Source organism: Shimia sp. R9_2 (assembly GCF_017743735.1).
In the GTDB taxonomy this organism is placed as follows: Bacteria; Pseudomonadota; Alphaproteobacteria; order Rhodobacterales; family Rhodobacteraceae; genus Shimia.
In genome coordinates this window covers 550,598-575,590 of record NZ_JAGHRO010000002.1, presented here as the reverse complement: position 1 = coordinate 575,590, position 24,993 = coordinate 550,598, and the positions used below count along the sequence as shown (strand labels likewise).

The following is a 24,993-nucleotide window of genomic DNA, read 5'->3' as shown; positions in this document are numbered from 1 at the left end:
TCAATCTCTGAGGTTGTAGGCCCGAGCGGCGTTGCCGCCCCAGACAGCCTTGAGTTCGGTTTCTGTCAGTGCGCTCAAAAGGTCGTTGCTTGTGTCGACCCAGTGCGCATAGGTGCTGGCCAGGGTGCAGACCGGCCAGTCGCTGCCCCAGATCAGGCGTTCGGGGCCAAAGGTGCCGAGCAGATGATCCGCATAGGGCCGCAGATCCTTGGTGGCCCAATCGCCTGCGGCCTCGGTGACCATGCCGGAGAGCTTGCAGAACGCTTTGGTCTCGCTTGCCAAGGCGACCATGTCCTCGGCCCAGCCTTCAATCACACCGTCTTTGATGAAGGGTTTGGAGGCATGGTCGATCACCACACGCATGTCGGGGTGACGCGCGAGCAGTTTGTGCAAGTTGCCCAGATGTTGGGGCAGGGTGAGTGCATCAAAGGTGAGATCATGCGCGATCAGAGTCTCGAAAGCCGGGGTGAGCGCATCGCGCAGCATCCAGTCGGGATCGGCGATGTCCTGTATCATCGGACGCAGGCCGACAAGTGCTGGATTGCTTGCGAGCGCCGCGATCTGATCAGCGGCATCTTGAGCCTCGAAATCAACCCAGCCGACAACACCTTTGATGAAGCTGTTTTCTGCGGCCAGCGAGAGCATGAATTCGGTTTCTGCCACTGTAGGGGCGGCCTGAACCAGAACGGTGCCTTCGATATCAGCAGCCTTGAGCAGAGGTGTCAGGTCGTCAGGCAGAAAGTCGCGGTAGATGACACCCAGTTCGGGTGTGAGCCAGCCGTAGTCTCCGCGCGCGATCGACCAAAAGTGCTGGTGGGCGTCAATTCTCATGAAATCACACCCTTCTTGAGGATGATGTTTCCATAGAGCCGACGTTCGCCGGTTTGTACGATGGCAAAGGCCGTGGCCGCGCGGTCGTAGAAGGCGAAACGCTCAAGCGTTTGGATTTGCACCGGATTGTCGGCTGTGGCCTCGATGATGCTTTGAAAGTCGGCGACGGCTTCAGGGATTGCATCTGGATCACCCACCACCTGCATGGTCAGGGCGGGGTCAGGCACAAAATTGTCCAGAGGCATGATCGAGAGTACGGCTTCCAGTATTTCGCTCGCGGTGGAGCCGTCGGCGCGGATGCAGGCGGGGCCGGTGCTGGTGCCGGGGAAATTGGCATCTGCGATGACGATCTCATCGCCGTGCCCCATGGCGCGCAGCGTGTGCAGCAGGTCGGGCGACAGCAGCGGGTTGATATTACGCAGCATCAGAACGCTCCGAAGGCAGAGGGGCATCCGGGCGGATCAGCCCTTCACCGCGCAGGTCAGACCAGAGCACATCCGGGATGGCGCGGTCCATCAGGCGGGCGTTGGCCTCCACTTCGGCGCGGGAGACCGCGCCTGGCACCACGGTTTTTACACAGGGATGTCCGAGTACAAATTGAAGAGCGGCAGCGATCAATGGCGTGTCATGGGCGGCGCACACCGCTTCGATTTTCCGCACGCGTGCCATGATCTCTTCGGGGGCATCATCGTAGTTGTACTTCGCTCCCTCCACGGCACCGGTGGCCAGGATGCCAGAGTTGTACGGGCCGCCGAGGATGATGCCGACGTCGCGCTTTTCACAAAGGGGCAGGAAGCTGTCGAGGGCCTCTTGCTCCAAGAGGGTGTAACGGCCCGCGAGCAGGAAGCCGTCAAAGTCACCAAGCCCCAGCAGTTTTTCGCAGACCTGCCATTCGTTTACCCCTGCGCCGATGGCCGCGATTTCGCCTGAGTCGCGAAGCTCTGTGAGGGCGCGATAGCCGCCTCCGTCAAACAGTTCGCGCACCTTGGCATCCGATGCTTCCTGGCTGCCCTGGCTGAAAACGCAGACGTCATGTACCAGCAAGATGTCCGCGTTCTGAATGCCGAGGCGCTCTTTGCTGGCCTCATAGGAACGCATCACCCCGTCATAGGTGTAGTCAAAGACAATGCGCTTTTGCGGCACGTCGACAAAGGCCTCAGGAGTGACTTCGTTAGGCTCACAGTCCAAAAGAAGTCGCCCGATTTTGGTGGAGAGTTGAATGTTGTCGCGCCCGAAACGCTTCATGCCTTCGCCAAAACGCATTTCTGAGCGGCCAAGCCCGTATTGCGGCGCGGTGTCAAAAAAGCGCACGCCGACGTCATATGCGGATTGCAAAGCATCTTGTGCGTCTTGCTCAGAAACCTTGCGGTACAGATTGCCGAGTGGCGCACCGCCAAAGCCCATTTGGGTGAGGGGCACCGGACGGGATGTTCGATTGTTTAGAGGACGTGTTTTCGAAACGGACATAGCAACTCTCTGGTCTCGCGCTGGGCGGTTTAGGGGGTGTTGAACAATTCGGGTTTTGTGTCGTGCAGGGTTTCAATGCGGGGCATGAGCTGGCCAAGGTGGTGGCGCATCTGACTCTGCGCTGCGGCTTCGTCTCCGGCGCAAATGACGTCAAAAATCGCGCGATGTTCTACCAGGGTCTCCGAAATTCGGCCGGGTGTTGGCAAAAGCAGAAGGCGCGCGCGCCGGACCTGCAGGGAGACCGTCTGTGCCACCGCTGGGAGGCGGTGGAAGCCCGTGAACTCCATCAGCAAATTGTGGAAATCCTCATCGGCCTGATAAAAACCTGTGATGTCCTCATCCTCGATCATGAGTTCCTGCAGGCGCATGTTGCGGCTCAGAAGCTTGCGCTGTTCAGGCGTAAGGTCGCGCGTGACCTTGGCAACCGTCGCAAGCTCCAGCGCTTCGCGCAAAAACACGCCTTCGCGAATCTCTGACATGGAAAAATAGGACACGTGGGTGCCGGACTGGGGCACGACGTCGACCAGGCCTTCGGCCGCCAAGCGGGCGATGGCTTCGGTAACTGGCGCACGGGACACGCCGAGGCGCTCGCAAATTGGCGCCTTTCTCAAGTTCGCGCCGGGCGGGAAGTCCAGCGCCAAAATGGCTTCTTTTACGGAGAGATAAACACGCTGAGCGAGCGACCCTTCTGAAGGGGCTGTTTCGCGCAAAAGACTGGCGTCGATATCAATGATTTGGTTCATGCTAAAATTTCTACCATGCTAACATGTTAGTTGACAAGTGGCGAATTGCGGCCTAGCAAAATAGGGACAGCAAGCGAGAAGACGATGCAAGCACCGCATAAAAATCATAATTTACAAAGCTCTAGCGGCGACGTGCTGCGACTCAGCCCGTCTGACAACGTCGTGATTGCGCTGCGCGAGATCGCAGCTGCGGAGCAGTTGGATTTGGTTCCTGTGCCTTTGGCAGGCTCTGTCACACGGGGGCATAAAATCGCTGTTGCGCCGATCGCCAAGGGTGAAAACGTGATCCGTTACGGCCAGATTATCGGGCAAGCCAAAGCGGATATCGCACCGGGTGAGCATGTGCATGTGCACAACCTTGGGATGGGCGCACATCAGCAAGACTATGCTCATGCAAGCGCGTCTTATCCTTTGCAGAGCATCACCGACGCCCGGACGTTTCAAGGCTATCACCGCAGCAACGGCAAAGTGGGTACGCGCAACTACATCGGCATTCTGACGACGGTGAATTGCTCCGGTTCTGTGGCGAGATTTATCGCCGAAGCAGCAGAGAAATCGGGATTGCTCGAAGAGTTTCCGAATGTAGACGGGGTCGTGCCGATTGTGCATGGCACAGGCTGTGGCATGTCGGGTGACAATGAGGGATATGCCACCTTGTTCCGCACTCTGGCGGGCTATGCGCAGCATCCGAACTTTGGTGGCATTCTGTTGATTGGGCTAGGCTGCGAGGTGATGCAGGTCGCCGATCTGGTGGGCGGTCAGCCGATTCGAGCAGATGGCGCGCTGCGCTATATGACCATTCAGAACGAAGGCGGCACCCGTAAGACGATTGAACGCGGGCTTGAGCAGCTGCGCGGGATAGCCGAGATGGCCAACAAAGCCGAACGCGCACCGGCGCCGATCAGTGAGATCACTGTGGGTATGCAATGTGGTGGCTCAGATGGTTATTCCGGTATCACCGCCAATCCGGCGCTGGGCTATGCCTCTGACCTGCTGGTGCGCCACGGTGGCACGACCATTTTGTCTGAAACATCTGAGATTTACGGCGCTGAGCATCTTTTGACCCGGCGTGCGGAAAGCATTGAAGTTGGGCAAAAACTGATCGAGCGGGTGCGTTGGTGGGAAGACTACACCGAGCGCAATGGCGGCGAGATGGACAACAACCCAAGCCCTGGCAACAAGCGCGGTGGGTTGACCACCATTCTGGAAAAATCTCTGGGGGCCGTTGCCAAAGGCGGGACGGCGCCGATGCGAGATGTCTACCAGTTTGGAGAAATCATCGACAAACACGGCTTTGTCTTTATGGACAGCCCCGGCTTTGACCCATGCTCCGTGACGGGGCAGGTGGCCTCCGGTGCAAACCTGATCGTGTTTACCACCGGTCGCGGCTCCGTGTCCGGCTATCAGCCGACGCCCTGCATCAAGCTGTCCACCAACTCGGAAATGTATGCCCGCATGTCAGAAGACATGGATCTCAACTGCGGAGACATCGTGACCGATGGCGTCAGCATCGAGACCAAGGGCGAAGAGCTGTTTGAGATTTTGATCCGCGTGGCCTCGGGCGAGCGGACGAAGAGTGAGGAACTTGGCTTTGGCGGGGTCGAGTTTGTCCCCTGGCAAATTGGCGCGGTGATGTAACGCCGCGCTGGCTGCTTGGGAGGGCAGGAATTTGGGAGGAACTATGAATAAACTGGTCGAAATGACGGGGATCGATAAATTTTTCCCCGGCGTACATGCGCTCAAGCGGGTGCAGTTCGATCTGATGTCGGGCGAAGTTCACGCACTGATGGGCGAGAACGGGGCTGGCAAGAGCACATTGATGAAAATCCTTTCGGGGATCTATCAGCGCGATGGCGGTGTTCTGAAGATTGACGGGCAGGAAGTCAGCCCGACGACGCCAAGCGAGGCGCAGGATCTTGGGATTGGGATCATCCACCAAGAGTTGAGCCTGATGAATGACCTGACGGTCGCGCAGAACATCTTTATTGGGCGGGAACCGCGCAAGAGTTTTGGGCGCTTGGATGAGGTGGCGCTAAACGCGCAGACGGCCGAGATCTTTGCGTCGATGAACCTTGAGCTTGATCCCAAGACCATTGTGGGCAGCCTGACTATTGCCAAACAGCAGATGGTGGAGATCGCCAAAGCGCTGTCTTTCCGTTCCAAGGTTCTGATCATGGACGAGCCGACTGCCGCGCTCAATGATGCAGAGATCGCGGAGCTGTTTGTTATCATTCGCCGCCTGAAATCAGAAGGCGTGGGCATCGTTTACATCAGTCACAAGATGGATGAGCTGAAGCAGATCGCGGACCGTGTGACCGTGATGCGCGACGGAGAATATGTTGGCGTGGTTGAGGCCGCGGAGACACCGATCAGCCAGATCATCTCAATGATGGTGGGCCGTGAGGTGACCGAAGAACCGCTTGAGGTGCCGGATTTGAGCGGTGCTGAGGTGTCGCTAGAAGTGTCCGGCCTGAGCCGGGGGCGCGAAATTCAGGATGTGAGCTTCTCCGTGCAACGCGGTGAAATCCTTGGTTTTGCCGGGTTGATGGGGGCTGGGCGCACCGAAGTTGCGCGCGCGATTTTTGGGGCTGATGTCAAAGAGGCCGGGGAGATCAAGGTGCATGGCCAAAAGGTCAGCATCAAAACTCCAAGTGACGCTGTGCAAGCGGGCATTGGCTATCTGTCAGAAGACCGCAAACACTTTGGTCTGGCGACCGGAATGAATGTACGGGACAATGTGGCGCTGGCATCGATGGACCTGTTCTCGACCTCTGTGGGGGTGCTCAATGATGCGGGTATGGCGGAGACGGCGCAGAAATACATTAGCCAGCTGGGCATTCGCACACCGTCTGATACGCAGGAAGTTCGCCTGCTGTCTGGCGGCAATCAGCAGAAGGTGGTGATCGCCAAATGGCTGCTGCGTGATTGCGATATTCTGATTTTTGACGAGCCGACCCGTGGCATCGACGTGGGGGCGAAGTCGGAAATCTACAAACTGCTGGAAGAGCTCGCTGAGGACGGAAAGACGATCATCGTGATCTCCTCTGAGCTGCCAGAAATTATGCGCCTCAGCCACCGGATTGCGGTGATGTGCGAAGGCCGGCTGACCGGGATTTTGCCCGGCGGCAAAGACACCACTCAAGAAGACATCATGCAATTGGCGACCCAGCGCGAGGCGGTCATGCATGTAACGGAGACAGTACAATGAGCACCGCAACCGACGTAAACGAAAAATCGCCCCTGTCCGGGCTTGGAGATTCCGGGGCCTATCAAAAGCTCCTGGCGTTTGCGAGTTTGATTGTGCTGTTGATCGGCTTCTCAATTGCGTCGCCGAACTTCATGCAGACGTCCAATATGATCGCCATTTTGCAGGCAACTTCGGTGAACGGCGTGCTTGCTGTTGCAGCCACGCTGGTGATCATCACCGGGGGTATTGACCTGTCGGTGGGTACATTGATGACCTTCTGCGCGGTGATTGCCGGGGTTGTACTGACCTATCTGGGAATGCCGCTTTTGCTGGGCGTTGCAGCGGCGATTGGAGCCGGTGCTCTCTGTGGTCTGTGCTCGGGCACGTTTGTGGCCAAGATGAAGATTCCGCCGTTCATTGCGACGCTCGGTATGATGCTGATCCTGAAGGGCCTGTCGCTGGTGATTTCGGGCACACGGCCGATCTACTTCAACGACACACCGGGCTTTGATCAGATTTCCCGTGGCTCGCTGATCGGAGAGATCTTTCCGGCCCTGCCGATCCCCAATGGCGTTCTGATCCTGTTCCTTGTGGCCGCGGCGGCGTCCTACATCCTGAGCAAAACTGTGCTGGGGCGCTACACCTTTGCGCTGGGCTCCAATGAAGAAGCGGTGCGCTTGTCTGGCGTGAACACCGATCGCTGGAAGATGCGCATCTACGCTCTGGCCGGCGGCATCTGCGGCATTGGCGGCATCCTGATCGCATCGCGCCTGAACTCTGCACAGCCGGCACTGGGCCTTGGCTATGAGCTGGAAGCGATTGCGGCTGTGGTGATTGGCGGCACCTCATTGTCCGGCGGACGCGGCACCATTCTGGGCACTCTGATCGGCGCATTGATTATGGCGGTGCTGACCAATGGCCTGCGCGTGCTGTCGGTTGCCCAGGAATGGCAGACCGTTGTGACCGGCGCGATCATCATTCTGGCGGTTTATGCCGACATGGTGCGCCGTAAGAAATCGGGCTGAGGCCTGACGCGAGGGGCGCACATGGGGGCGCCTCTTGCACCTCGAACTAAGAAAAAAGCGTGACCAATATGGAGGAGAATATCATGCTAACACGTCGTTTTATTTTGGGGGCCTTGAGTGCCGCCGTGATGAGTGCGCCAGCGTCTATGGCAGTGGCCGAAGATGAAATGTATATCCCGCTGGTTTCCAAAGGCTTCCAGCACCAGTTCTGGCAGGCGGTGAAACTGGGTGCAGAACAGGCAGCGGATGAGTTTGGGGTGCGCATCACCTTTGAAGGTCCAGACAATGAGACCATGGTTGACCGTCAGATCGACATGCTGGCAGCGGCGCTGGCCAACAAGCCTGCGGCCATCGGCTTTGCGGCTCTGGATAGCCAAGCGGCGATCCCTCTGCTGCGTCAGGCCAACGACGCTGGCATTCCTGTTGTGGCGTTTGACAGCGGTGTAGACAGCGACATCCCGCTTTCCACAGCGACCACTGACAACGCACTGGCTGCCGGCATGGCCGCAGACAAAATGGCGGAGCTGATTGGCGGCAAAGGCAAAGTGGCCGTTGTTGCACATGACCAAACCAGCCGCACCGGCATTGACCGTCGCGATGGCTTTGTGAACCGTATCGAAGCGAAATACCCAGACATCGAAGTTGTGACTGTTCAGTACGGTCAAGGCGACCACCTGAAATCCACAGAGGTGACCAAGGCGATCCTGACAGCCAACCCTGATCTGAACGGTATCTTTGGCACCAACGAAGGCTCCGCAATCGGTGTTGTGAATGGTGTGCAGGAACTGGGCACCGAAGGTCTGGTGATCATTGGTTACGACAGCGGTAAAGCGCAGAAAGATGCGATCCGTAGCGGTCTGATGGCAGGTGCGATCACCCAGAACCCTGTTGGCATCGGTTATGAAACCGTGAAAGCGGCTGTGATGGCGACCAAAGGCGAAGAAGTACCAGCGCTGATCGACACAGGCTTCTACTACTACGATGCCTCCAACATCGACGAGCCGAAGATCCAAGCGGTTCTGTACGATTAAAAACATCACTTTGACCCGCCCCTATTGGGCGGGTCTTCTTTCACCGGGCCATTCGTATCTGTGATGTGTCCCAAGGTCCGGTGAAATCCTCGCCCTAGGATTTCAGTAAGGGCTTCCCGCGAAAATCAGACCGCTCCTTTGGGTATCAATTGTTTAGCCGTCCTGTGGCATAGGCCTCTAGGGTTTCCACGAGGCTTTGGCTCCGGAAATGGTTTGGGCGATGGCGGCTTGCAGTGCTGAGCGCTGCACGGGTTTGGTCAGGCGCAGGTCTTCAGGCTTTATGTTCTCCGCTTGCAAGGCTTCCGAGGCATAGCCCGACATGAATATCACCGGCAGATCCGGGACCGTTTTTCGCAGCGATTTGACAAGTGTGGTGCCCTGAAGAGTGCCGGGCATAACGACATCTGTCAGCAGCAGGTCAAATGCAGGATCGCTATCAAACAGGGTTTTGGCCTCATCGGCGGTTTTTGCGGTAACGACCTTATGGCCATCCGCTTGAAGCATTTCCTGAAGCACCTCGCGCACTTCGGCTTGGTCCTCGACCAGCAAGATGCGGCAATCTCTGGTGATGATAGGTGCATCTGGTTGGGTTAGGTCTGACTGCATTAGCTCCTGAGTGCTATCGGTTGCCGGGAAATAGAGCTCGAAGACTGTGCCTTCCTCAGGCGTGGAATGAACGAGTACCACGCCACCGGATTGTTGCATAAAACCAAGGACCATAGAGAGCCCAAGCCCGGAGCCCTTGCCAATGGATTTGGTTGTGAAGAATGGTTCAAACACTTTTTTCAGCGTTTCGGCAGGCATGCCTGCGCCGGTATCACGCACGGAGACCATGACGTAGCGCCCGGGCGTCAGAACATTGCCTTGCGCATCCGAGACTTGGTGGTTCGCGGTGATGTTCTGTGTCTTCAGCGTCAATGCGCCGCCATCTGCCATCGCGTCCCGGGCATTCAGGATGAGGTTGATCAAAGCGCTTTCCGCGGCGCTTTGGTCGGCGTTGACCGGCCAGAGCGCATCCTCAAAGATGGTGTGGACCGCGATGTTTGAGGGCAGGGTGCGTCCGGTCCAGGAATGGGTTTCCTTTACGAGTTCGTTGAGATCGAGGCGGCTTGGCGACAAAGGTGCGCGGCGCGCAAAGCTGAGCATATTGCGGGTCAGGTCTGCGCCACGCAGGGTGGCATCGATGCTTGGCTTCAACAAACGCAAATGGCTGGGGTCGTCGGTGCGCTCGCGCAGAAGCTCCAGATTGCCAAGCACAATGGCGAGCAGGTTGTTGAAGTCGTGGGCAACTCCGCCTGTCAGTTGGCCGATGGCCTCAAGTCTCTGAGAGGCTGCAAGGCGGTTTTGCAATTCCTCGCGTTGCGCCTGTTCCGCCAGACGGCCAGAAATATCCACGATGGAGGCACGCACCAGTTGCTCTTCAAATGGCGGGATGCGCGACAGTGAAATCTCACAGGGGATTTCTTTGCCCTCTGCATTGAGATGGGTCCATTGAAACGTAGGATGTTCTCCGGTCAGGGCCTGTTTCAAAAGCAACTGCGCCCGCTTTTCGGAGAGCTGGCCAGAAGGCTGATATTCCGGACTTATCTCAGCGAAGACCGGGCTGCCGACCAGTTTTTCGCGAGGTATGCCAAAGAGGGCTTCTGCCTTGGAATTGGCCGCGATGAAATGTCCAAGTTCGACATCCATTATGACAATCGCCTCGTGGGCATATTCAAACAGCGCTTCAAACTGTGAGAACTTTTCAGATGATTCGCTGTCGGTGTCCTGCCAGGACCGTTTGAGGCTGTGAATCAGCAAAATCATCAGTTGGCTGAATACGAGTGTGATAAAAAGAGTGACCACCCAATTGCCGAAGGCGGTATTCCACTCACGCATGGTGATTTCGGGGGCTTGCAATAGGCCTGTGAGGAAAAGACCAGCGATGATCAGCAAGGTGAGTGCTGTGGCGGCCAGGATTGATTGAATCGCCTTTGGGTTGAATACAGCGGCGCCCAGAGCAAAGAAGAACGGGGTGGCGATCATAGAGGTGGCAACGACGCCAAGGGTCGTGACCGTAAAGCCTATGCCCAGCAGATTGCCCGCGATCATAATGGCTGCGCGTAGTTTAATGTGTTCGTCCTTACGCAGCACGAAGAATGGGATAATGCAGGTGCCGACCAGCAAGACAACAAGTGTCAGAAAACTCGGTCCGAATTGTTCAACCCGTACCATGGCGATGAGAACGGAGACCGTTGTCGCAGAAGCAAGCACATCCATGATCATGTGCAAGGCACCGCGCAGGCCAGCGCTGTAGCTGTGATGCGGTTGAAGAGTCTTCAGTGTCATCTTGGGGTGCCCAATCAATCTGTGTTGTTTCGCAAAGACTTGCCCGTGGGTTCTGCGCAGCGGGGACTTCGCACTCAAAGCTCCGCCAAAAGTCATAGGCAGCGCAGCATACCTGGGTGAGGCAAATGTCCTGATTTTCCCTAAGCTCGCAAAAGCGAGGCTGGATATACGCCCATGATCTCGTTGGCGCAAACACCTTTGGGTTGTTGGGTTGGGGTATACAGGGAAGACTTTGTCGAACGGGGCGAAGATGGCGAAAATTCGCCAAGAGTACCGCGCGCGACTTCTGTTAATCTTTATTACCCGAGGCATTTGTTAACGAATGAAGGGGCTGGAATGACTCAGGCCGTGACTGCGCCTCTTGACACTGCATCTTTCAAGTGTAGTGAGCGCCTTTGTTTTGTCGGGTGGACATAAGATGCGGTTATATATTGCCGACGATAATGCTGATTTTGCGGAGTTCTGCTCTGAAGTCGCCATTTTGGAAGGGTGGTCTGTGACCATTTGCCAAAATGGGGTGGAACTGCTTGCAAAAGTCCGGGAAGAGCGCGGCCCTGCGCTGCTTTTGGTGGATATCCAGATGCCGGTGATGGACGGTATCGAAGTTATTCAGTCGCTCAACAAAATCGATCGCGATTTGCGTATTCGCTTCATTACGGGTGGGCCGAGTGCTTCCGCGCATGCCGCTCAGTTGATTGCTGGCGCGCGCGCCTTGAACGTGGGCGAAGTCCTCAGCAAGCCGCTGTCTTTGCAGGACTTGCGAGGCGTGCTGAAGACCGAGATCGAAGATCAAAACGGTATCTTTGCAAAGGCGTCTTAAGAGTACCGCTCCGCTAAAGTTCTTTAACTGCGATAGACCAGCACTGAGCAGGCAGCATGGCGCACCACCCGCGCCGCGGTTGATCCAAGCAAATAATCCGAGAAATCAGGCTTGTGAGAGGCCATGACAATGCAGCCGATTTCATTGTCTGCCGCATATTCCACAATCGTACGGTAGCTGTGCCCGGTCACAATCACGGGTTTCACCTCTGGATGTGCTGCGGTCTTTTCTTCAAGCAGGGTTTTGGCGGTGTCAAAACCCTGTTGCAGCATCTTCTCTCCCAATGCGGCTTTGGCCATGCTGTGGGGCGCTTCGTAGACATGAAGCGCAATGATCTCACCACCCGGTTTGCTGAGCGCCTTCGCTGCGGTCAGAGTTTCCGGCGAAATGTCGTGGTTGAGTGCCATGGGCACGAGGATTTTGTCGTACATCGTCATCTCCTTTGCGCTGCCCCAAAAGACTGGCGTAGGTGCCTAATCCCAGGGAGCCAGTATCACTTTTGGCGCGGCGACGCGTCCGGTGTGTAACGCTTCAAAGGTGACTGGGCCGCTTTCCAGTGGCCGTTCCTCAAACCATTCCAACGCGCCGAGTTCGCCAGCAAAAAGAGCCTGTGCTGTGTCGCGGAAATCCTGCATGGAATAGGTGTAGGTCCCGATGAATGTCACTTCCTGAAGCGTCATGCGCCGGATGTCCAATCCGCCTGCATCGTCTCCTAATCCGATATGCGTGATGACCCCGCCGGGTTCAACGTGGGTTGATGCCGCAGCCCGCGTGGCCGCGATGCCAACTGCGTCCACCACGAGGGGTGCGGTCCGATCTGGTTTTGCGAGTATGCGTGCATCGCAGTGTGCGCTCAGGAATTCTGCGCGCTCGGGGTTGGGCTCGATAATGTCCACCGTAGGTAGCCCTTGGGCGCGCAGGCATAGGCAGCTCGCCAAGCCAATCGCACCGCCGCCAAGCACAAGAGCGCGTGGCTCCATTGCCGGATGAAGGGCTTCGAGCCCCAACCGCGCGGCGTGCCAGCCCACCGCCAAAGGCTCTGCCAGAGAGGCCTTTGGCAAAGCAATGTCATCCGGCACGGTGACAAGATTGCTCGGCGGGATGGCGACAAATTGAGCGAAGGCCCCCTCACGCGGGGGCATTGAGATGATCTGCCGCTGAGGGCAGAGGTTTTCCCGGCCGGTGTGGCACGCGGCACAGTCGCCACATGACACTAGCGGATTGATTGTGACCCTCCGACCTTTCTCAGGCCCTTCTTCAATCACGCCTGCTGCCTCATGGCCAAGTATCAGCGGGGCTGGGCGGCGGCTGTCATGGCCAAGGAATGCGTGCATGTCAGAGCCGCAGATCCCGACGGCTTCCACACGGACCAGCACATCCCTTTCCTGCATCGCGGGCATGGGGACGTCTTGAAAGCGGAGGGTGTGGGGCGCGTCGTAGATCAGGGCTTTCATTTTGCGGTATATCCTCCGTCGACCATCAGGACCTGTCCGGTAGTATAGGCGGAAGCGTCTGAGCAAAGAAACAAAAGCGGGCCGTCGATGTCAGTGAGCTTGCCGTTACGACCGATGCAGGTTTGAGCGGCGTTGCGGGCTGCGCGGTCGGGATCGTCAAACACCGGCTGAGTGAGCTCCGTGGGGAAGAAGCCAGGGCCGATGGCATTGGCGGTGATACCGTGGGGCGACCAGGCCTCCGCCATGGCGCGCGTAAGCTGGGCGATACCTGCTTTGCTTGCGCCATAGGCGATCCCACCGGGGAAGGCGCGGGTGGTCTGTAAGGAGGCAAAGGTGACGATGCGCCCCCAGCCCTTGGCTTTCATGGCAGGCGCAAAGGTCTGGCTGAGGAAGAAAGGGGCGGTAAGGTTTAGGTTCAGCGTGACGTCCCAGCCTTCCGGGGTCACCTCGTCTGCGGGCTGGCGCGTGTTGATCCCTGCGGCGTGTATGAGGATGTCAGGCGGCCCGAAGGGGGCTGAAACGGCTGTTCTGAGTTTGGAGAGATTGTTCCGGTTTGTGATGTCAAAGGCGACAAACCCAGCTTGTTCTCCGATCTCTTCTACCAATGTCAGCAGCTCTGTTTTACGACGGGCAACACCAATCACGTTTGCCCCTGCAGCTGCGAGGGCAAGTGCTACGCGGCGGCCAAGGCCGGAGCTGGCGCCCGTGATGCAGGCGGTTTTGCCTGTCAAATCAAAGAGCGCGCGCGGGTCATCCATTGGCAGAGAGGTCGAAGTTCTCACCGGGGAAGTATTTGGCAAGGCGGGCGTCTGCGGCACGGGCGTGACCTTCCATGCCTTCAAGGCGGGAAATGCGCGCGGTGGCTTCTGCCACTGGCCGCGACCCCTCGCGGGTGGCGCGCTGCCAAGTCACGATCTTCATATATTTGTGCACAGAGAGTCCGCCGGTGTAGCTGGCGGCGCGGGACGTGGGCAGCACATGGTTGGTGCCTGCGGCCTTGTCACCGTAAGAAACGGTGGTTTCTTCGCCTAAGAACAGCGAGCCGTAGCAGGTCAGGCGGTCGAGCCACCAATCGGGGTCAGCGGCCTGCACGGTGAGGTGCTCGGGGGCGTATTCATCCGAGGTTGCGGCCATGTCTTCGCGATTTTCACAGAGGATAACTTCAGCATAGTCGCGCCATGCCGCTGTGGCGTTGTCGCGGTTCACCTCGGGTAGGGTGGCGATCAGATCGGGCACACGGGTGAGCACCTCTTCGGCCAAGGTGCGGTCATCGGTGACCAGCCAGACCGGAGAGTTGTAGCCATGCTCTGCCTGGCTGACGAGATCCGTGGCGACGATATGAGGATCAGCGGTGCCATCCGCGAGGATGAGGCTGTCGGTGGGGCCTGCGATCATGTCGATGCCAACGCGGCCAAAGAGTATGCGTTTGGCTTCGGCCACAAACTGGTTGCCGGGGCCGACGAGGATATTGGCTTTGGGCAGGCCAAATAGGCCAAAGGTCATCGCCGCCACCCCCTGCACGCCACCCATGGCAAGAATGCGGTCTGCGCCGCAGATATAGGCCGCATAGGCAATGGCTGGAGCAACACCGACCCCGGGCTGGGGCGGGGAGCAGGCGGTGATGTGACGGCAACCGGCGACTTTGGCAGTGGTGACTGTCATGATGGCGCTGGCGATATGGCTGTAGCGCCCGCCGGGCACGTAGCACCCTGCGGCGTCGACGGGGATGGCTTTTTGACCGGTGATGAAGCCAGGGATCAGCTCCGTTTCAAAATTTTGCACCGTGCCTTTCTGCATCTCAGCAAAGCGGCGCACGTTGTCATAGGCAAAGAGGATGTCATCCTTGAGTTTGTCCGGCACCAGTTCTGCTGCTTGGTCTATGTCATCTTGAGTCATCAGAGTTGGGCCGTCGTATTGATCAAACTTGGCCGCATACTCCAGCGCCTTTGCATCGCCGCCGGCCTCAATATCATTCAGGATCGTTTTCACGGTTTCATGCACGTCAGAGGCATCGGATTTGGGGGTCAGCGTTGCTTTCTTCAGATAGGTGCGAGCCATTGATGGGATCCTCATGAGCGGGAAAGTTCGTTGTTTTCGCGTTGGTTGTGTCTGATGGAGGAGAAGAGCGCCAAGCCGATCATCATCACCCCGACGCCGCCGGTGATCATCTCGGGAACATGCCAGAGCGATTGCATGAACATGATCAGGGCGAGAGCGAAGATGGAGTAAAAGGCGCCGTGTTCGAGGTAGCGGAAGTGCTGCAGAGTGCCTTTCTCCACGAGCATGATCGTCATGGAGCGCACATACATCGCGCCGATGCCAAGGCCGATGGCGATCAGGATGATGTTGGAGGTCAGCGCAAAGGCCCCGATCACGCCGTCAAAGGAGAAGCTCGCGTCGAGGACCTCAAGGTACATGAACGCGCCAAAGCCGCCTTTTGCTCCGGCGTTGATCATGGCTTTGTTGGAGTTGTCGAGGAATGTGCCGAGCCCGTCCACCATGGTGAAGACCAAGAGGCCCATGATGGCGGAAAAGAGGAAGTTTGTGCGTTTGTATTCCGGCAGAGCCATGGAGATCGAAACGACGATCACCAGAACCAGCGCGATTTCAAAGCCGCGGACGGAGCCGCATTTTTTGAGGCGACATTCCAGACCTTTGAGCCAGTCCACGGATTTGTCCTCATCCACGAAAAACGTGAGGGACACCATCATCAAGAATGTCCCGCCAAAGGCCGCGATAGAGCTGTGGGACTGATGCATGATGTGGCTGTATTGCTCTGGTGCGATCAGGGCGAGGCGCAGGGCTTCGAGGGGCGTGAGCCAGGCAAAAACGGTGACGATCAGGAGCGGGAAGACGATCCGCATGCCGAAGACGGCGATGAGGATGCCCCAAGTGAGGAAGCGGCGCTGCCAAACCGGGGTCATGTCTTCTAGCTTGTTTGCGTTGACGATGGCGTTGTCAAACGAGAGCGCGATTTCCAAAGCTGCGAGCACAGCACCGATCAACAGGAAAGAGATTATCCCGTTGATGGTGCCCTCGGTTTCCCAGCCCAGCCATGCGGAGAGGAACAAGCCCACTACGGTGACAATCAGCGCCCACTTCAGATAAGCCAAAGGAGATTTCTGTGCCTGCATGGTTATTGCCCGTAAATGAAGTTGGGCAGCCAGAGGGCGATTTGCGGGAAGAGGAAGATCAGGGTGAGGCCAATCAGCTGGATCACCATGAACTGCATCATGCCGAAGTAGATGTCCCGCAGGTCCCACTCCGGAACGACGCCTTTGAGGAAGTAGGCCGAGAGCGCCACGGGTGGACTGAGCCAGGCGGTTTGCAGGTTCACGGCGACGAGGATGGCGAACCAGACCAGTAGGTCATTGGTGTTTTCAAAACCGAGGTCCAGTGAGGTGACCGTGGGGATCAGGATCGGCACGATGATAAGCACGATAGGCACCCATTCCAGAGGCCAGCCCAGCAGGAAGATCAGCGCCATGATCAGCATCAGGATCAGAACAGGGCTCATGTCGAGGGACAGGAGCAGCTCGGTCAGCATCTTGGGGGTGCCAAGGTTGGAGAACACCGCGCCAAAGAAGTTGGAGGCTGCCACGAGGAACATGATGAGCACGGTGATCTCAAGACTTTTGAGCAGCGCATCGTAAAGTCCCGGAAGGGTGAATTTGCGATAGAGCACGGAGAGCACGATGGCCCCAAAGGCCCCACAGGCGGATGCTTCGGCAGGGGTGGCCCAGCCCGCCAGAATGGAGCCAAGCGCAAAGGCGATCAGCACCGTAGGCGGCACAAGACCCATGAAGAATTCATACCAAAGCTCTGAAAAGTAAAAGCCACCGGGGCGTGCTTTGTTGAGCCAGCCATAGACGGCGAACATCACGCCGACCCAAGCGCAGGGCACCACAAGCGCGCCAAGCGGGAAACCGAAACCTTCAATCAGCCCGCGCGTGATGAGCCAGATCAGGAAGACCAGTGAGGCCATCACCAACACCACTTCAAGCAGGTAGTAGGGTGAGGTTTCCGGCTGTTCTTCGGGCGGCAGAATAGGGCCGAGATCTGGGTTGAGCCAGCAACGACCCAAGGAATAAAGGAGATACAGTCCGGCGAGCATGATCCCGGGTATGATGGCTGCGCGGAAGAGGTCTGTGACCGGCACTTCGAGCACCGGCCCCATCACGATCAGCATGATGGACGGGGGGATCAGAATGCCAAGCGTGCCGCCTGCGGTGATGGTGCCTGCTGCAAGGCGCACGTCGTAGCCGGATTTGTTCATCGTGCGCGCCGCCATAATGCCGAGAATGGTGACCGAGGCACCAACGATGCCGGTGGCTGCGGCAAAGATGGTGGAGACAAACAGGACGGCGATGAAGAGCGCGCCGCGGGTGCGGCTCATCATCATCTGAACCGCTTGGAACAGGCGCTCCATCAGACCGGCTTGCTCCATTACGATGCCCATGAAGATGAAGAGCGGTACTGCGACCAGTTGATCAGACAGCATCACGGAGTTGGTTTGCAGCGTCATCAGGAAGGTCGCGAGTTTGAAATTCGCGCCCCATGTGCCGAAGACAAAACCGAGGAAGATCAGGGTAAATGAAATTGGAAAGCCCACGAAGATCGCAAACAGCATCACTGCGAGCATGATCAGACCAATGGTGGGTTTTGCGATGCCGGGACCTTTGCCAAACACGCTTTCCCAAACATCGCCGAGTGGCAGGACATCGGGAAAGAACACGCCCACGGTGACTGTTGCGAGGGCGATGACGTAGAAGGGTAGGATGCGCAGGAAGGCGCGCTCCCGCTCTTTGCCCATCTGGTGAAACGCGCGGAAGAGTTCGGGGAAACCTTGCAAAAATAGAAGCGCGGCACCGACGGGCATGGCAAGGCGTGCAGGCCAGAGAATGGGAGCCCATGTGCTGTCCGCTGCGGTCTCGTTCACGAGGAAGGCCTTGAGCCAATACTCGGTCGACACCCATGTGAAGAACAACATCGCAGGCAGGTAGAACGCCATGTAGAGCGTCGCGTCGACGGTGGCCTGTGTCTTGGGAGACCATGTGCGGTAAAGAAAATCAGCGCGGATATGTACCCCACGCAGGAGGGCGTAACCCGCGGCGGCCATGAAGAGCACCCCACCGATCATGCGGCTGATGTCATACACCCAAAGCGTTGGACCAAGGCCCCAGGCGGTGGCGACGTCGTGCATGCCATTTTGGGTGAGGATCGCGAACATATTGCGCGAGAAAACCTCAAACACGATGGCCAGGATCAGCGGTATCATCAGCAGACAAATCAGACGGCCCGCCCACATGTTGAGAATGTCAATGGCGGCTGTGATCGGCCTTTGCCATGGGGTCATGTCTTCGGGTGTTTCGCCCGGCTGCTCTGTTCGTCTTTCGGCAATCAACTCGTCTGTGATGTCGAGTTCGTCCGGAATCACCTCTTCGGCCATGAGACCCGCCCTTGTTGGAAGTTCTGGATTTCTGAATGCTGTGGAAAGCCCCGAGCGTGGTCAGGGCTTTCCGGTCGCGTGTGGCCAGCCTTACTTCAGGCTGTCAGCAAAGGCCTTGCCGAGGTTCGCATTGGAGGTCTGTGCCCCCGCCCAGAATGGGACGGCGATTTCTGCAAAGTCCTTTTGGGACTGCCAGACTTCTGCGAAGAACTCATTTTCCGCAGCAGCCGCTTCCAGAGAGGCTTGGGCGGCGTTCATGTATTCGGTGAAGTAATCTGTTGGCGTGTCGTGCAGCTGCACGCCGTGGTTTTCGGTCAGATCCTTCAGCGCCTTGCCGTTTTCATAGATGCGGTAGGACATCGCTTTGGAGAGTGAGGCGTTAGCCGCAACTTCCAGCGCTTTCTTTTCGCCATCAGTCAGCCCGTCATAGACGTCGCCGTTGATGTAAAGGTCGGCGTTCACAACAACCTGGTGCAGACCTTGCAGGTAGTAGTGCTTCAGCACCTTCTGGAAGCCAAAGACGGAGTCAGGCTTGGGGCAGCACCATTCGGCCGCATCAATTGTGCCTTTCTCAAGGGCAGGCAGGATGTCCCCGCCGCCCATCGCCACGGCGGCAACGCCAATGTCGCTATAGGCTTTGCCAACCATGCCGGGAGGCGCGCGGAAGCGCAGTTTGCGGAAGTCGTCCATGGAGGCAATCGGCTCGGGGAACCATCCCAGTGCTTCTGGTCCAACCGGCTGAAGCATGAAGCCCTTCACATTCACGCCCATCTCGTCCCACAGGCGGTCATAGAGCTCTTTGCCCCCGCCGTATTGGAACCAGGACATGAAGGCGATGTTATCAAGGCCGACACCAGCGCCCGCGATGGGAGCACCAAAGAGGTTGGCCGCAGGGTGCTTGCCGCCCCAGTAGTGGGTCCAGGCAAATCCGCCTTCGATCAGGCCGCTGTCAACCGCATCCAGTGTTTCACGCACGCCAACCACGGCGCCTGCAGGCAATACTTCGATTTTGACCGATCCATCGGTCAGCGCGGCGACATCTGCGGCAAATTCATTCAGCATATGCACTTCATCCGCCTGCGCCGGGATCACGGATTGGACCCGGATCACGGTTTCAGCGACCGCCGCCGAGGCGGTTAGGGCGAGGGTAGCGACCCCCACCGCAACGGATTTCAACTTGAACATCATGTTTCCTCCCTAGATGTGTGCCTTCTGGACGTGTTTTTGTCTCACCAGGGCCGAAGGCACTAACCTGGTGTTGTCTTTGGTGGCATGTTGCCCTTCCTCTTCCGAATTCTGGTCATGGGGCAGCGTCCTCCAAAATGAGGTCGCTGGCTTTCTCGCCAATCATGATGGCGGGCGCATTGGTGTTGCCGCTGACAATGCGGGGCATGATGGAGGCGTCTGCAACGCGCAGGCCGTCGACCCCAATCACCCGCAGACGCGCGTCAACCACGGCCATGGGGTCCGTGCCCATTTTGCAGGTGCCTGTGGGGTGATAAATTGTGACGGCGGTGTTGCGCGCCCAATCCAATGTGCCGGCCTCATCGTCATATGCAATTTCGCGGCCCGGTGCGTATTCTTCGGTAATTTGCGATTTCAGCGGCTCGGTCTGCGCTATTTTGCGTGCGATCTGAATGCCCTTTACGATGGTGTGGCAATCGGTGTCGGTCGCAAGGTAGTTCGGATGGATCTCGGGGTGATCATCGATATTGGCGGATTTCAGTTCCAGATGTCCGGCACTTTCCGGGCGCAGTTGCAGCACCGAGGCTGTGAAGGCGGAGAACTTGTGAGCACCCGCGGCGGGGCTGTCTGCGCTAAACGGTTGAATGTGAAACTGGATGTCCGGCGTCTCAAGATGTTCAGCGGTTTTGAGAAACCCCGTGCCAAGGCTTGCGGCCATGGTCATCGGGCCGCGCTGGGTGGCTGCGTATTGCAGGGCGATGGCGGCTTGCTTGAGGATATTGCTGGTCTCAACATTGATGGTGCTGAGGCGGGTTTTGAAGACGGGGCGTGCCTGCAGATGATCCTGCAGGTTTTTGCCGACCCCTTTCAGCGCAGCTTCGGGCGAGATGCCGTGGGGTGCGAGCGCATCCGGGTCTCCAATACCGGAAAGCATCAGTATCTGGGGTGAGCCAATGGCCCCAGCGCTGAGGATGACCTCGCCGCGCGCGGTTATGTCTTGCGGCTTGCCCTTCAGGCGCGCCCGCACGCCGGTGGCGCGGCCATTTTGAACGAGGATCTTTTCGGTCTGTGCCTCGGTGAGTATCTCGAGGTTGTGTCGGTGGCGCGCAGGCGCGAGGTAGGCAACTGCCGAGGAGCACCGTCGCCCACCTCGCATAGTGAGCTGAAAGTAGCCCACACCTTCTTGATCTGAGCCGTTGTAGTCGGGGTTGCGCCGATAGCCTGCAGCTTCCGCCGCATCGACCCAAAGATCGACAACCTCCCGTGTGAGGCGGGAGTTTTGCACAGACAGAGGCCCGTTTGTGCCGCGCAGGCCGGAGCAATCTTCACCTTCCCAGCGCTCGGAGCGTTTAAAATAGGGCAGCACATCATCCCATGCCCAACCGGTGCAGCCGAGCTGCGCCCATCCGTCATAGTCCTGCGCCTGACCGCGAACATAGAGCAATCCGTTGATGGAGCTGGAGCCACCCAGCACCCGTCCGCGCGGCCATGGAATGGAGCGTCCCGCGATGCCGGGATCGGGTTGTGTCTGATAACGCCAGTCGGTGTATGGGTTCCCCATGGTGCGGAAATAACCGACGGGGATATGGATCCATGGGTTGCTGTCGCGCGGGCCAGCCTCCAGCAGCGCGACGGTGTACCGTCCATCTGCTGACAGCCTGTTGGCAAGGACACATCCGGCCGAGCCGGCGCCCACTACAACGTAGTCAAACTCCAATTTTCCTCCCAAAATTCAAAAAATGAGACTTTTTGTCTTGTTTTTTGCTCAATTGTTGACGCTACAGTGATTCACTCATAAATCAAAACCTTTCTTACCCAAGGGAAAGATGACCGAGACTGACCGCATACCGACCAATCTGCGCACGCTGATGATCCTCGAGATCCTCGGGCGTAGCGATCAGGCGATGACTGCGACGGAGATCAATGCCGCGCTTGGCCTGCCCAAGCAGACTGTGCATCGCCTTTGTGCAACGCTGGAGCAGAACGGATTTCTAACCCGCCAAGGCAACTCGCGCCGCTTTCAGGTGGCGCGCCGATTGCGCGAGCTTGGGGCAGGGTTGCTCTATAATTCTCGCGACCACATCGCCCGGCGGCAGATCCTTTTGGATGTGGCGCATCAGATCGGTGAGACGGTGAACTATGTGGTGCCGGAAGATGCGGGTATGAGCTATCTGGATCGCGTGGAAACCGATTGGGCGTTTCGCATTCAGCTGCCGATTGGCACCCATGTGCCATTTCACTGCACCGCAAGTGGGAAAAGCTTTCTGGCGAGTCTGGCCCCTGCTGCCCGCAAGAGATTTGTTGCGACGCTGACCTTGGAAGGCATGACTGAGGCAACACATACGTCGCAGGAAAGTCTGCTCGAGGAACTCGCATTGATCGCGCGGCAGGGCTACGCACTGGATCAAGAAGAGTTTTTGGAAGGTATGGTGGCATTGGCCGTGCCGGTGAAAGATCCGGCTGGACGGTTTGTCTCCGCCCTAGCATTTCATGGGCCGACGCAGCGGGTCAAACTTTCGGAAGCTGTGGAGCGGGTTGATGTGCTGCACGCTGCGGCCAAGCGGCTGAGCGCAGCGCTTTTTGAGCAATCGTAATTTTCCGGCGTGCTGTCTCAGCGGCGACCGCTCAATCGTTGGCGTTGGTGGCTGGATCTGTGGGCGTGTTTTGAGCGAACTTTTGAATGATTGGTTTCCACCCTTCCGGCACCGCGGCATTGCCTGACAGAACATCAGAGAGTTCTCCTGTCTGGGCTTCCAATTCTGCGGCGAGGGCTTCGAGATCTTTCTCTCCATTGTCCAATAGCGCCTGCAGAACCTTGGTGTAGCTCTGGTCGGAAACAAGATTACCATTCTGGAGTGGGGCAGGAGGTTCAACCTCTTGGTTCGGATGTGGACGCAGATCGGTGAATAAAGTCTCGACCGGGCGGCGCAGCGCTGCTGCGATGAGTGTCTGATGTTCCGGCGTTGCCGGGCTTTCCCCGCTCAGGATGTTTTGCAGATCTGAAGGATGGATGCCGAGGATGGAGGACAGGTCATCAGGGCTGAGACCTTCGCTCTGCGCGATGGCGTCCAGCCCAATTCCCCAGCGGGTGATGTCATCAGAAGCTTCAAAGAAGCGATGACCAATCTGGGCCATGCGCGCATAGGCGCTTTCGGAGAGAAGACCGGAGATGATGCCCAGAAAGGAAATGAAAAACGGATTGAGTGATCCCGGGTCGATCCCCGTTGAGAGCGTGATTTGCCCCGCTTTGGCAAACACAAGGATGACGAAGGCGCTCATACAGCCAACCAGAGGCAACATGGCAAGGCTGCGTATGCTCAGTTTGTCGCTGCCAAGCAGTTTCCAGGTCATGGTAATGACGCTGCCCAAAATGCCCATCGACATGGTCAAAACCATCACCATGACCGGGCGTGGCAGGTAGATCAGATAGGTGTAGCCCCAGCGGTAAAAGAACCCGACTGCCGTGATGTGCTGGCTGAGCGGGTGCTCGTTTCGGATTGTCGTGGCTTTTTTGTAGAGGTTTTCGCGATATGCCATGAGATCGGAGGTCTCTATGTCGAGCCGCATGCCATAGAGGCGATCATTCTGTTCATCGAGATTTTCGATTTCCCGGCAGAACCTATTGGTGATTGAGTTCGCATCTTTGCCGTCTCTCTGGCACTCGGCTTGGGCCATGTGGAACAGGTCAGTCTCAACAAACTCCCAAAGCGCGAGTGAGGCGTAGTAGTCGATGGATTGCGGAGAGGTTGCGCTATGAAAATCGATATATGAGACCCAATCATCAGAAGTCGCGAAATTCGCTGACCTTTGGTTGGCGTTAAATTCAAGGTTTTCGTAGTGATCCACCTCATCCAGCTGTCGCCAGATCGTTTCCTGCTGCATGACGACCTGCTGTTCGGCCAAGGCGATATCCTGAAAGGTGCCTTCAATCCCTGCGGCGACAAATTCATCATGAAGTAGGATTGTGCTGAGGCTGCCCACGACCATCCAAATGGTGAAAGCATAGAGCACGAGAAGCCAAGTGATCGCGAGGCAGGTCCCGATAAAGGCACGCGCCATTTCCGCGATATTCAGGACGCCTTCTTGGGAAGGTGTTATCCGCCGCAACACATTGGCAAATCCACTCATAAGAGAACCGCAACAAACCAATCAACAAAACGATCCCGTCAATATAGCACAAACGCCGCAATCTCACGACTGATCTATTTAACTGTAGGTTTGCGCCGTCTCGAGAGGGTGTGCCGAGAAGCGTTGCGCCCTCTCGAAGGTAGGTGTTGCGTGGAGTGGTCTCGAACAAAATAGGGGCCCGCCATCTCAGGCGAGCCCCTATATTGCCAAACGGTTTGACCCAGCGCTCAGGCGCCGACCATGCCGACAATCTCATATGTTTTCTTCAGGATCGGTGCGGCGAGCTCGCGGGCTTGGCCTGCGCCGTGGGCAAGGATTTTGTCGATCTCTGCTTGATCCTGCATGAGACGCGCCATCTCGGTGGAGATCGGAGCGAGCTTCTCAACAGCCAGTTCTGAAAGCATCGGTTTAAACTCCGAGAACTGCTTGCCGCCGACCTCTGCGAGCACCTGTGCAACGGACTGTTCTGACAGGGCAGCGTAGATGTTCACAAGGTTGCGGGCCTCTGGACGATCCTCCAGACCTTCGGCTTCAGAAGGCAGGCCTTCCGGATCGGTTTTGGCCTTGCGGATCTTTTTGGCGATGGTGTCCGCGTCATCGGTCATGTTGATGCGGGAGGCATCTGACGGGTCAGATTTGGACATCTTTTTGGAGCCATCGCGCAGAGACATGACGCGGGTAGCCGCGCCTTCGATCACTGGTTCAGTGACCGGGAAGAAGTCCACGCCATAGTCGTGGTTGAACTTGATCGCCACATCACGGGTCAGCTCAAGGTGCTGCTTCTGATCTTCGCCCACCGGTACGTGGGTGGCGTGGTAGATCAGAATGTCCGCCGCCATCAGGGCAGGGTAGGCAAACAGGCCCAGCGAGGCGTTCTGCTGGTTTTTGCCTGCCTTGTCTTTCCACTGCGTCATGCGCTGCATCCAGCCCATACGGGCGACGCAGTTGAAGACCCAGGCAAGCTGTGCGTGCTCAGGTGCGGCCGACTGATTGAACAGAATGGATTTCTGTGGGTCGATGCCGGCGGCGATAAAGCCTGCACAGAGCTCGCGGGTCGCATGGCGCAGCTTCTCAGGATCTTGCCAGACGGTGATCGCGTGTAGGTCAACCATGCAGTAGACGGTCTCATGCGTACCGGCCTCTTGCATGTCGACAAAGCGCTTCATCGCGCCAAGATAATTGCCCAGCGTCAGGCCGCCCGAGGGTTGGATCCCGGAAAAGACGCGTGGGGTAAAGGTGGAGGACGTTTGGACCGCCTCGTTCATAGGAATACTCCGTCTGGATTTGTTAACGCGCTTGGCTTACCTACGAGGTCAAACCCCGTCAAGAATTACGGGCAAGGAGT

The 24,993-nt window shown here is 57.6% G+C and carries 21 protein-coding genes; 6 read left to right on the top strand and 15 right to left on the bottom strand.

The features are described 5' to 3' along the window. From J7400_RS07290 to J7400_RS07275, 4 genes are read right to left on the bottom strand one after another with little or no spacing between them, the layout of a single operon-like run. On the bottom strand, positions 1 to 831 hold the full coding sequence (locus J7400_RS07290) for an amidohydrolase family protein (RefSeq protein WP_209061401.1): 831 nt from the start codon (positions 829 to 831) through the stop codon (positions 1 to 3). Next, positions 828 to 1,256, bottom strand: a complete 429-nt coding sequence (locus J7400_RS07285; RefSeq protein ID WP_209061400.1) for an RbsD/FucU domain-containing protein — start codon at positions 1,254 to 1,256, stop codon at positions 828 to 830. Before J7400_RS07285 ends, J7400_RS07290 begins: the two co-directional genes overlap by 4 nt. Further along, complete coding sequence (locus tag J7400_RS07280) at positions 1,246 to 2,298, bottom strand: aldo/keto reductase (RefSeq protein WP_209061397.1); 1,053 nt, start codon at positions 2,296 to 2,298, stop codon at positions 1,246 to 1,248. The genes J7400_RS07285 and J7400_RS07280 overlap by 11 nt, the downstream gene beginning before the upstream one ends. Positions 2,299 to 2,327: 29 nt before the next feature. Then, positions 2,328 to 3,041: a GntR family transcriptional regulator gene (locus J7400_RS07275; protein WP_247738660.1), complete on the bottom strand. Its 714-nt coding sequence runs from the start codon at positions 3,039 to 3,041 to the stop codon at positions 2,328 to 2,330. 84 nt (positions 3,042 to 3,125) lie between these two features. On the opposite strand from J7400_RS07275, the gene J7400_RS07270 reads away from it, so the two are divergent. From J7400_RS07270 to J7400_RS07255, 4 genes are all read left to right on the top strand, one after another. Then, entirely contained in the window at positions 3,126 to 4,679 is a 1,554-nt protein-coding gene (locus J7400_RS07270) for an altronate dehydratase family protein (protein WP_209061389.1), read from the top strand. Between the two features lie 43 nt (positions 4,680 to 4,722). After that, positions 4,723 to 6,249: a sugar ABC transporter ATP-binding protein gene (locus J7400_RS07265; protein ID WP_209061387.1), complete on the top strand. Its 1,527-nt coding sequence runs from the start codon at positions 4,723 to 4,725 to the stop codon at positions 6,247 to 6,249. Continuing rightward, entirely contained in the window at positions 6,246 to 7,253 is a 1,008-nt protein-coding gene (locus tag J7400_RS07260) for an ABC transporter permease (RefSeq protein WP_209061384.1), read from the top strand. Before J7400_RS07265 ends, J7400_RS07260 begins: the two co-directional genes overlap by 4 nt. A gap of 83 nt (positions 7,254 to 7,336) precedes the next feature. Continuing rightward, on the top strand, positions 7,337 to 8,284 hold the full coding sequence (locus J7400_RS07255) for an ABC transporter substrate-binding protein (RefSeq protein ID WP_209061382.1): 948 nt from the start codon (positions 7,337 to 7,339) through the stop codon (positions 8,282 to 8,284). Positions 8,285 to 8,461: 177 nt separating this feature from the next. Here the strand turns inward: J7400_RS07255 and J7400_RS07250 are convergent, their stop codons facing one another. Continuing rightward, entirely contained in the window at positions 8,462 to 10,612 is a 2,151-nt protein-coding gene (locus tag J7400_RS07250) for an ATP-binding protein (RefSeq protein ID WP_209061379.1), read from the bottom strand. A gap of 361 nt (positions 10,613 to 10,973) precedes the next feature. Between J7400_RS07250 and J7400_RS07245 the strand changes: the two genes are divergently transcribed. Next, positions 10,974 to 11,432, top strand: coding sequence for a response regulator (locus J7400_RS07245; RefSeq protein WP_209061376.1), 459 nt, complete (start codon positions 10,974 to 10,976; stop codon positions 11,430 to 11,432). A 23-nt stretch (positions 11,433 to 11,455) separates the two neighbouring features. Here the strand turns inward: J7400_RS07245 and J7400_RS07240 are convergent, their stop codons facing one another. The 8 genes from J7400_RS07240 to J7400_RS07205 form a co-directional block, all read right to left on the bottom strand. After that, positions 11,456 to 11,863: a universal stress protein gene (locus J7400_RS07240; RefSeq protein ID WP_209061374.1), complete on the bottom strand. Its 408-nt coding sequence runs from the start codon at positions 11,861 to 11,863 to the stop codon at positions 11,456 to 11,458. 42 nt (positions 11,864 to 11,905) lie between these two features. Then, positions 11,906 to 12,886: an alcohol dehydrogenase catalytic domain-containing protein gene (locus J7400_RS07235; protein ID WP_209061371.1), complete on the bottom strand. Its 981-nt coding sequence runs from the start codon at positions 12,884 to 12,886 to the stop codon at positions 11,906 to 11,908. Next, a complete protein-coding gene (locus tag J7400_RS07230; protein ID WP_209061356.1) occupies positions 12,883 to 13,644 on the bottom strand; it encodes an SDR family oxidoreductase in 762 nt (253 codons plus the stop codon). The genes J7400_RS07235 and J7400_RS07230 overlap by 4 nt, the downstream gene beginning before the upstream one ends. Continuing rightward, complete coding sequence (hisD, locus tag J7400_RS07225; RefSeq protein WP_209061354.1) at positions 13,637 to 14,944, bottom strand: histidinol dehydrogenase; 1,308 nt, start codon at positions 14,942 to 14,944, stop codon at positions 13,637 to 13,639. The genes J7400_RS07230 and hisD overlap by 8 nt, the downstream gene beginning before the upstream one ends. An 11-nt stretch (positions 14,945 to 14,955) precedes the next feature. Beyond that, a complete protein-coding gene (locus J7400_RS07220) occupies positions 14,956 to 16,026 on the bottom strand; it encodes a DUF475 domain-containing protein (protein WP_348540148.1) in 1,071 nt (356 codons plus the stop codon). Then, positions 16,023 to 18,335 carry a TRAP transporter large permease subunit gene (locus tag J7400_RS07215; protein ID WP_209061350.1) on the bottom strand — a complete coding sequence of 771 codons (2,313 nt, stop codon included), beginning with the start codon at positions 18,333 to 18,335 and terminating at the stop codon, positions 16,023 to 16,025. The genes J7400_RS07220 and J7400_RS07215 overlap by 4 nt, the downstream gene beginning before the upstream one ends. 90 nt (positions 18,336 to 18,425) lie before the next feature. Continuing rightward, complete coding sequence (locus J7400_RS07210) at positions 18,426 to 19,523, bottom strand: TRAP transporter substrate-binding protein (RefSeq protein ID WP_247738659.1); 1,098 nt, start codon at positions 19,521 to 19,523, stop codon at positions 18,426 to 18,428. Positions 19,524 to 19,635: 112 nt separating this feature from the next. Beyond that, entirely contained in the window at positions 19,636 to 21,237 is a 1,602-nt protein-coding gene (locus tag J7400_RS07205; protein ID WP_209061347.1) for a GMC family oxidoreductase N-terminal domain-containing protein, read from the bottom strand. A 109-nt stretch (positions 21,238 to 21,346) separates the two neighbouring features. On the opposite strand from J7400_RS07205, the gene J7400_RS07200 reads away from it, so the two are divergent. Then, positions 21,347 to 22,114: an IclR family transcriptional regulator gene (locus J7400_RS07200; protein ID WP_209061345.1), complete on the top strand. Its 768-nt coding sequence runs from the start codon at positions 21,347 to 21,349 to the stop codon at positions 22,112 to 22,114. A 31-nt stretch (positions 22,115 to 22,145) separates the two neighbouring features. Here the strand turns inward: J7400_RS07200 and J7400_RS07195 are convergent, their stop codons facing one another. Both J7400_RS07195 and trpS read right to left on the bottom strand, forming a co-directional pair. Then, a complete protein-coding gene (locus J7400_RS07195; protein ID WP_209061343.1) occupies positions 22,146 to 23,648 on the bottom strand; it encodes a helix-turn-helix transcriptional regulator in 1,503 nt (500 codons plus the stop codon). A 227-nt stretch (positions 23,649 to 23,875) separates the two neighbouring features. Next, a complete protein-coding gene (gene trpS, locus J7400_RS07190; RefSeq protein WP_209061341.1) occupies positions 23,876 to 24,913 on the bottom strand; it encodes a tryptophan--tRNA ligase in 1,038 nt (345 codons plus the stop codon). Between the last annotated feature and the right edge of the window lie 80 nt (positions 24,914 to 24,993).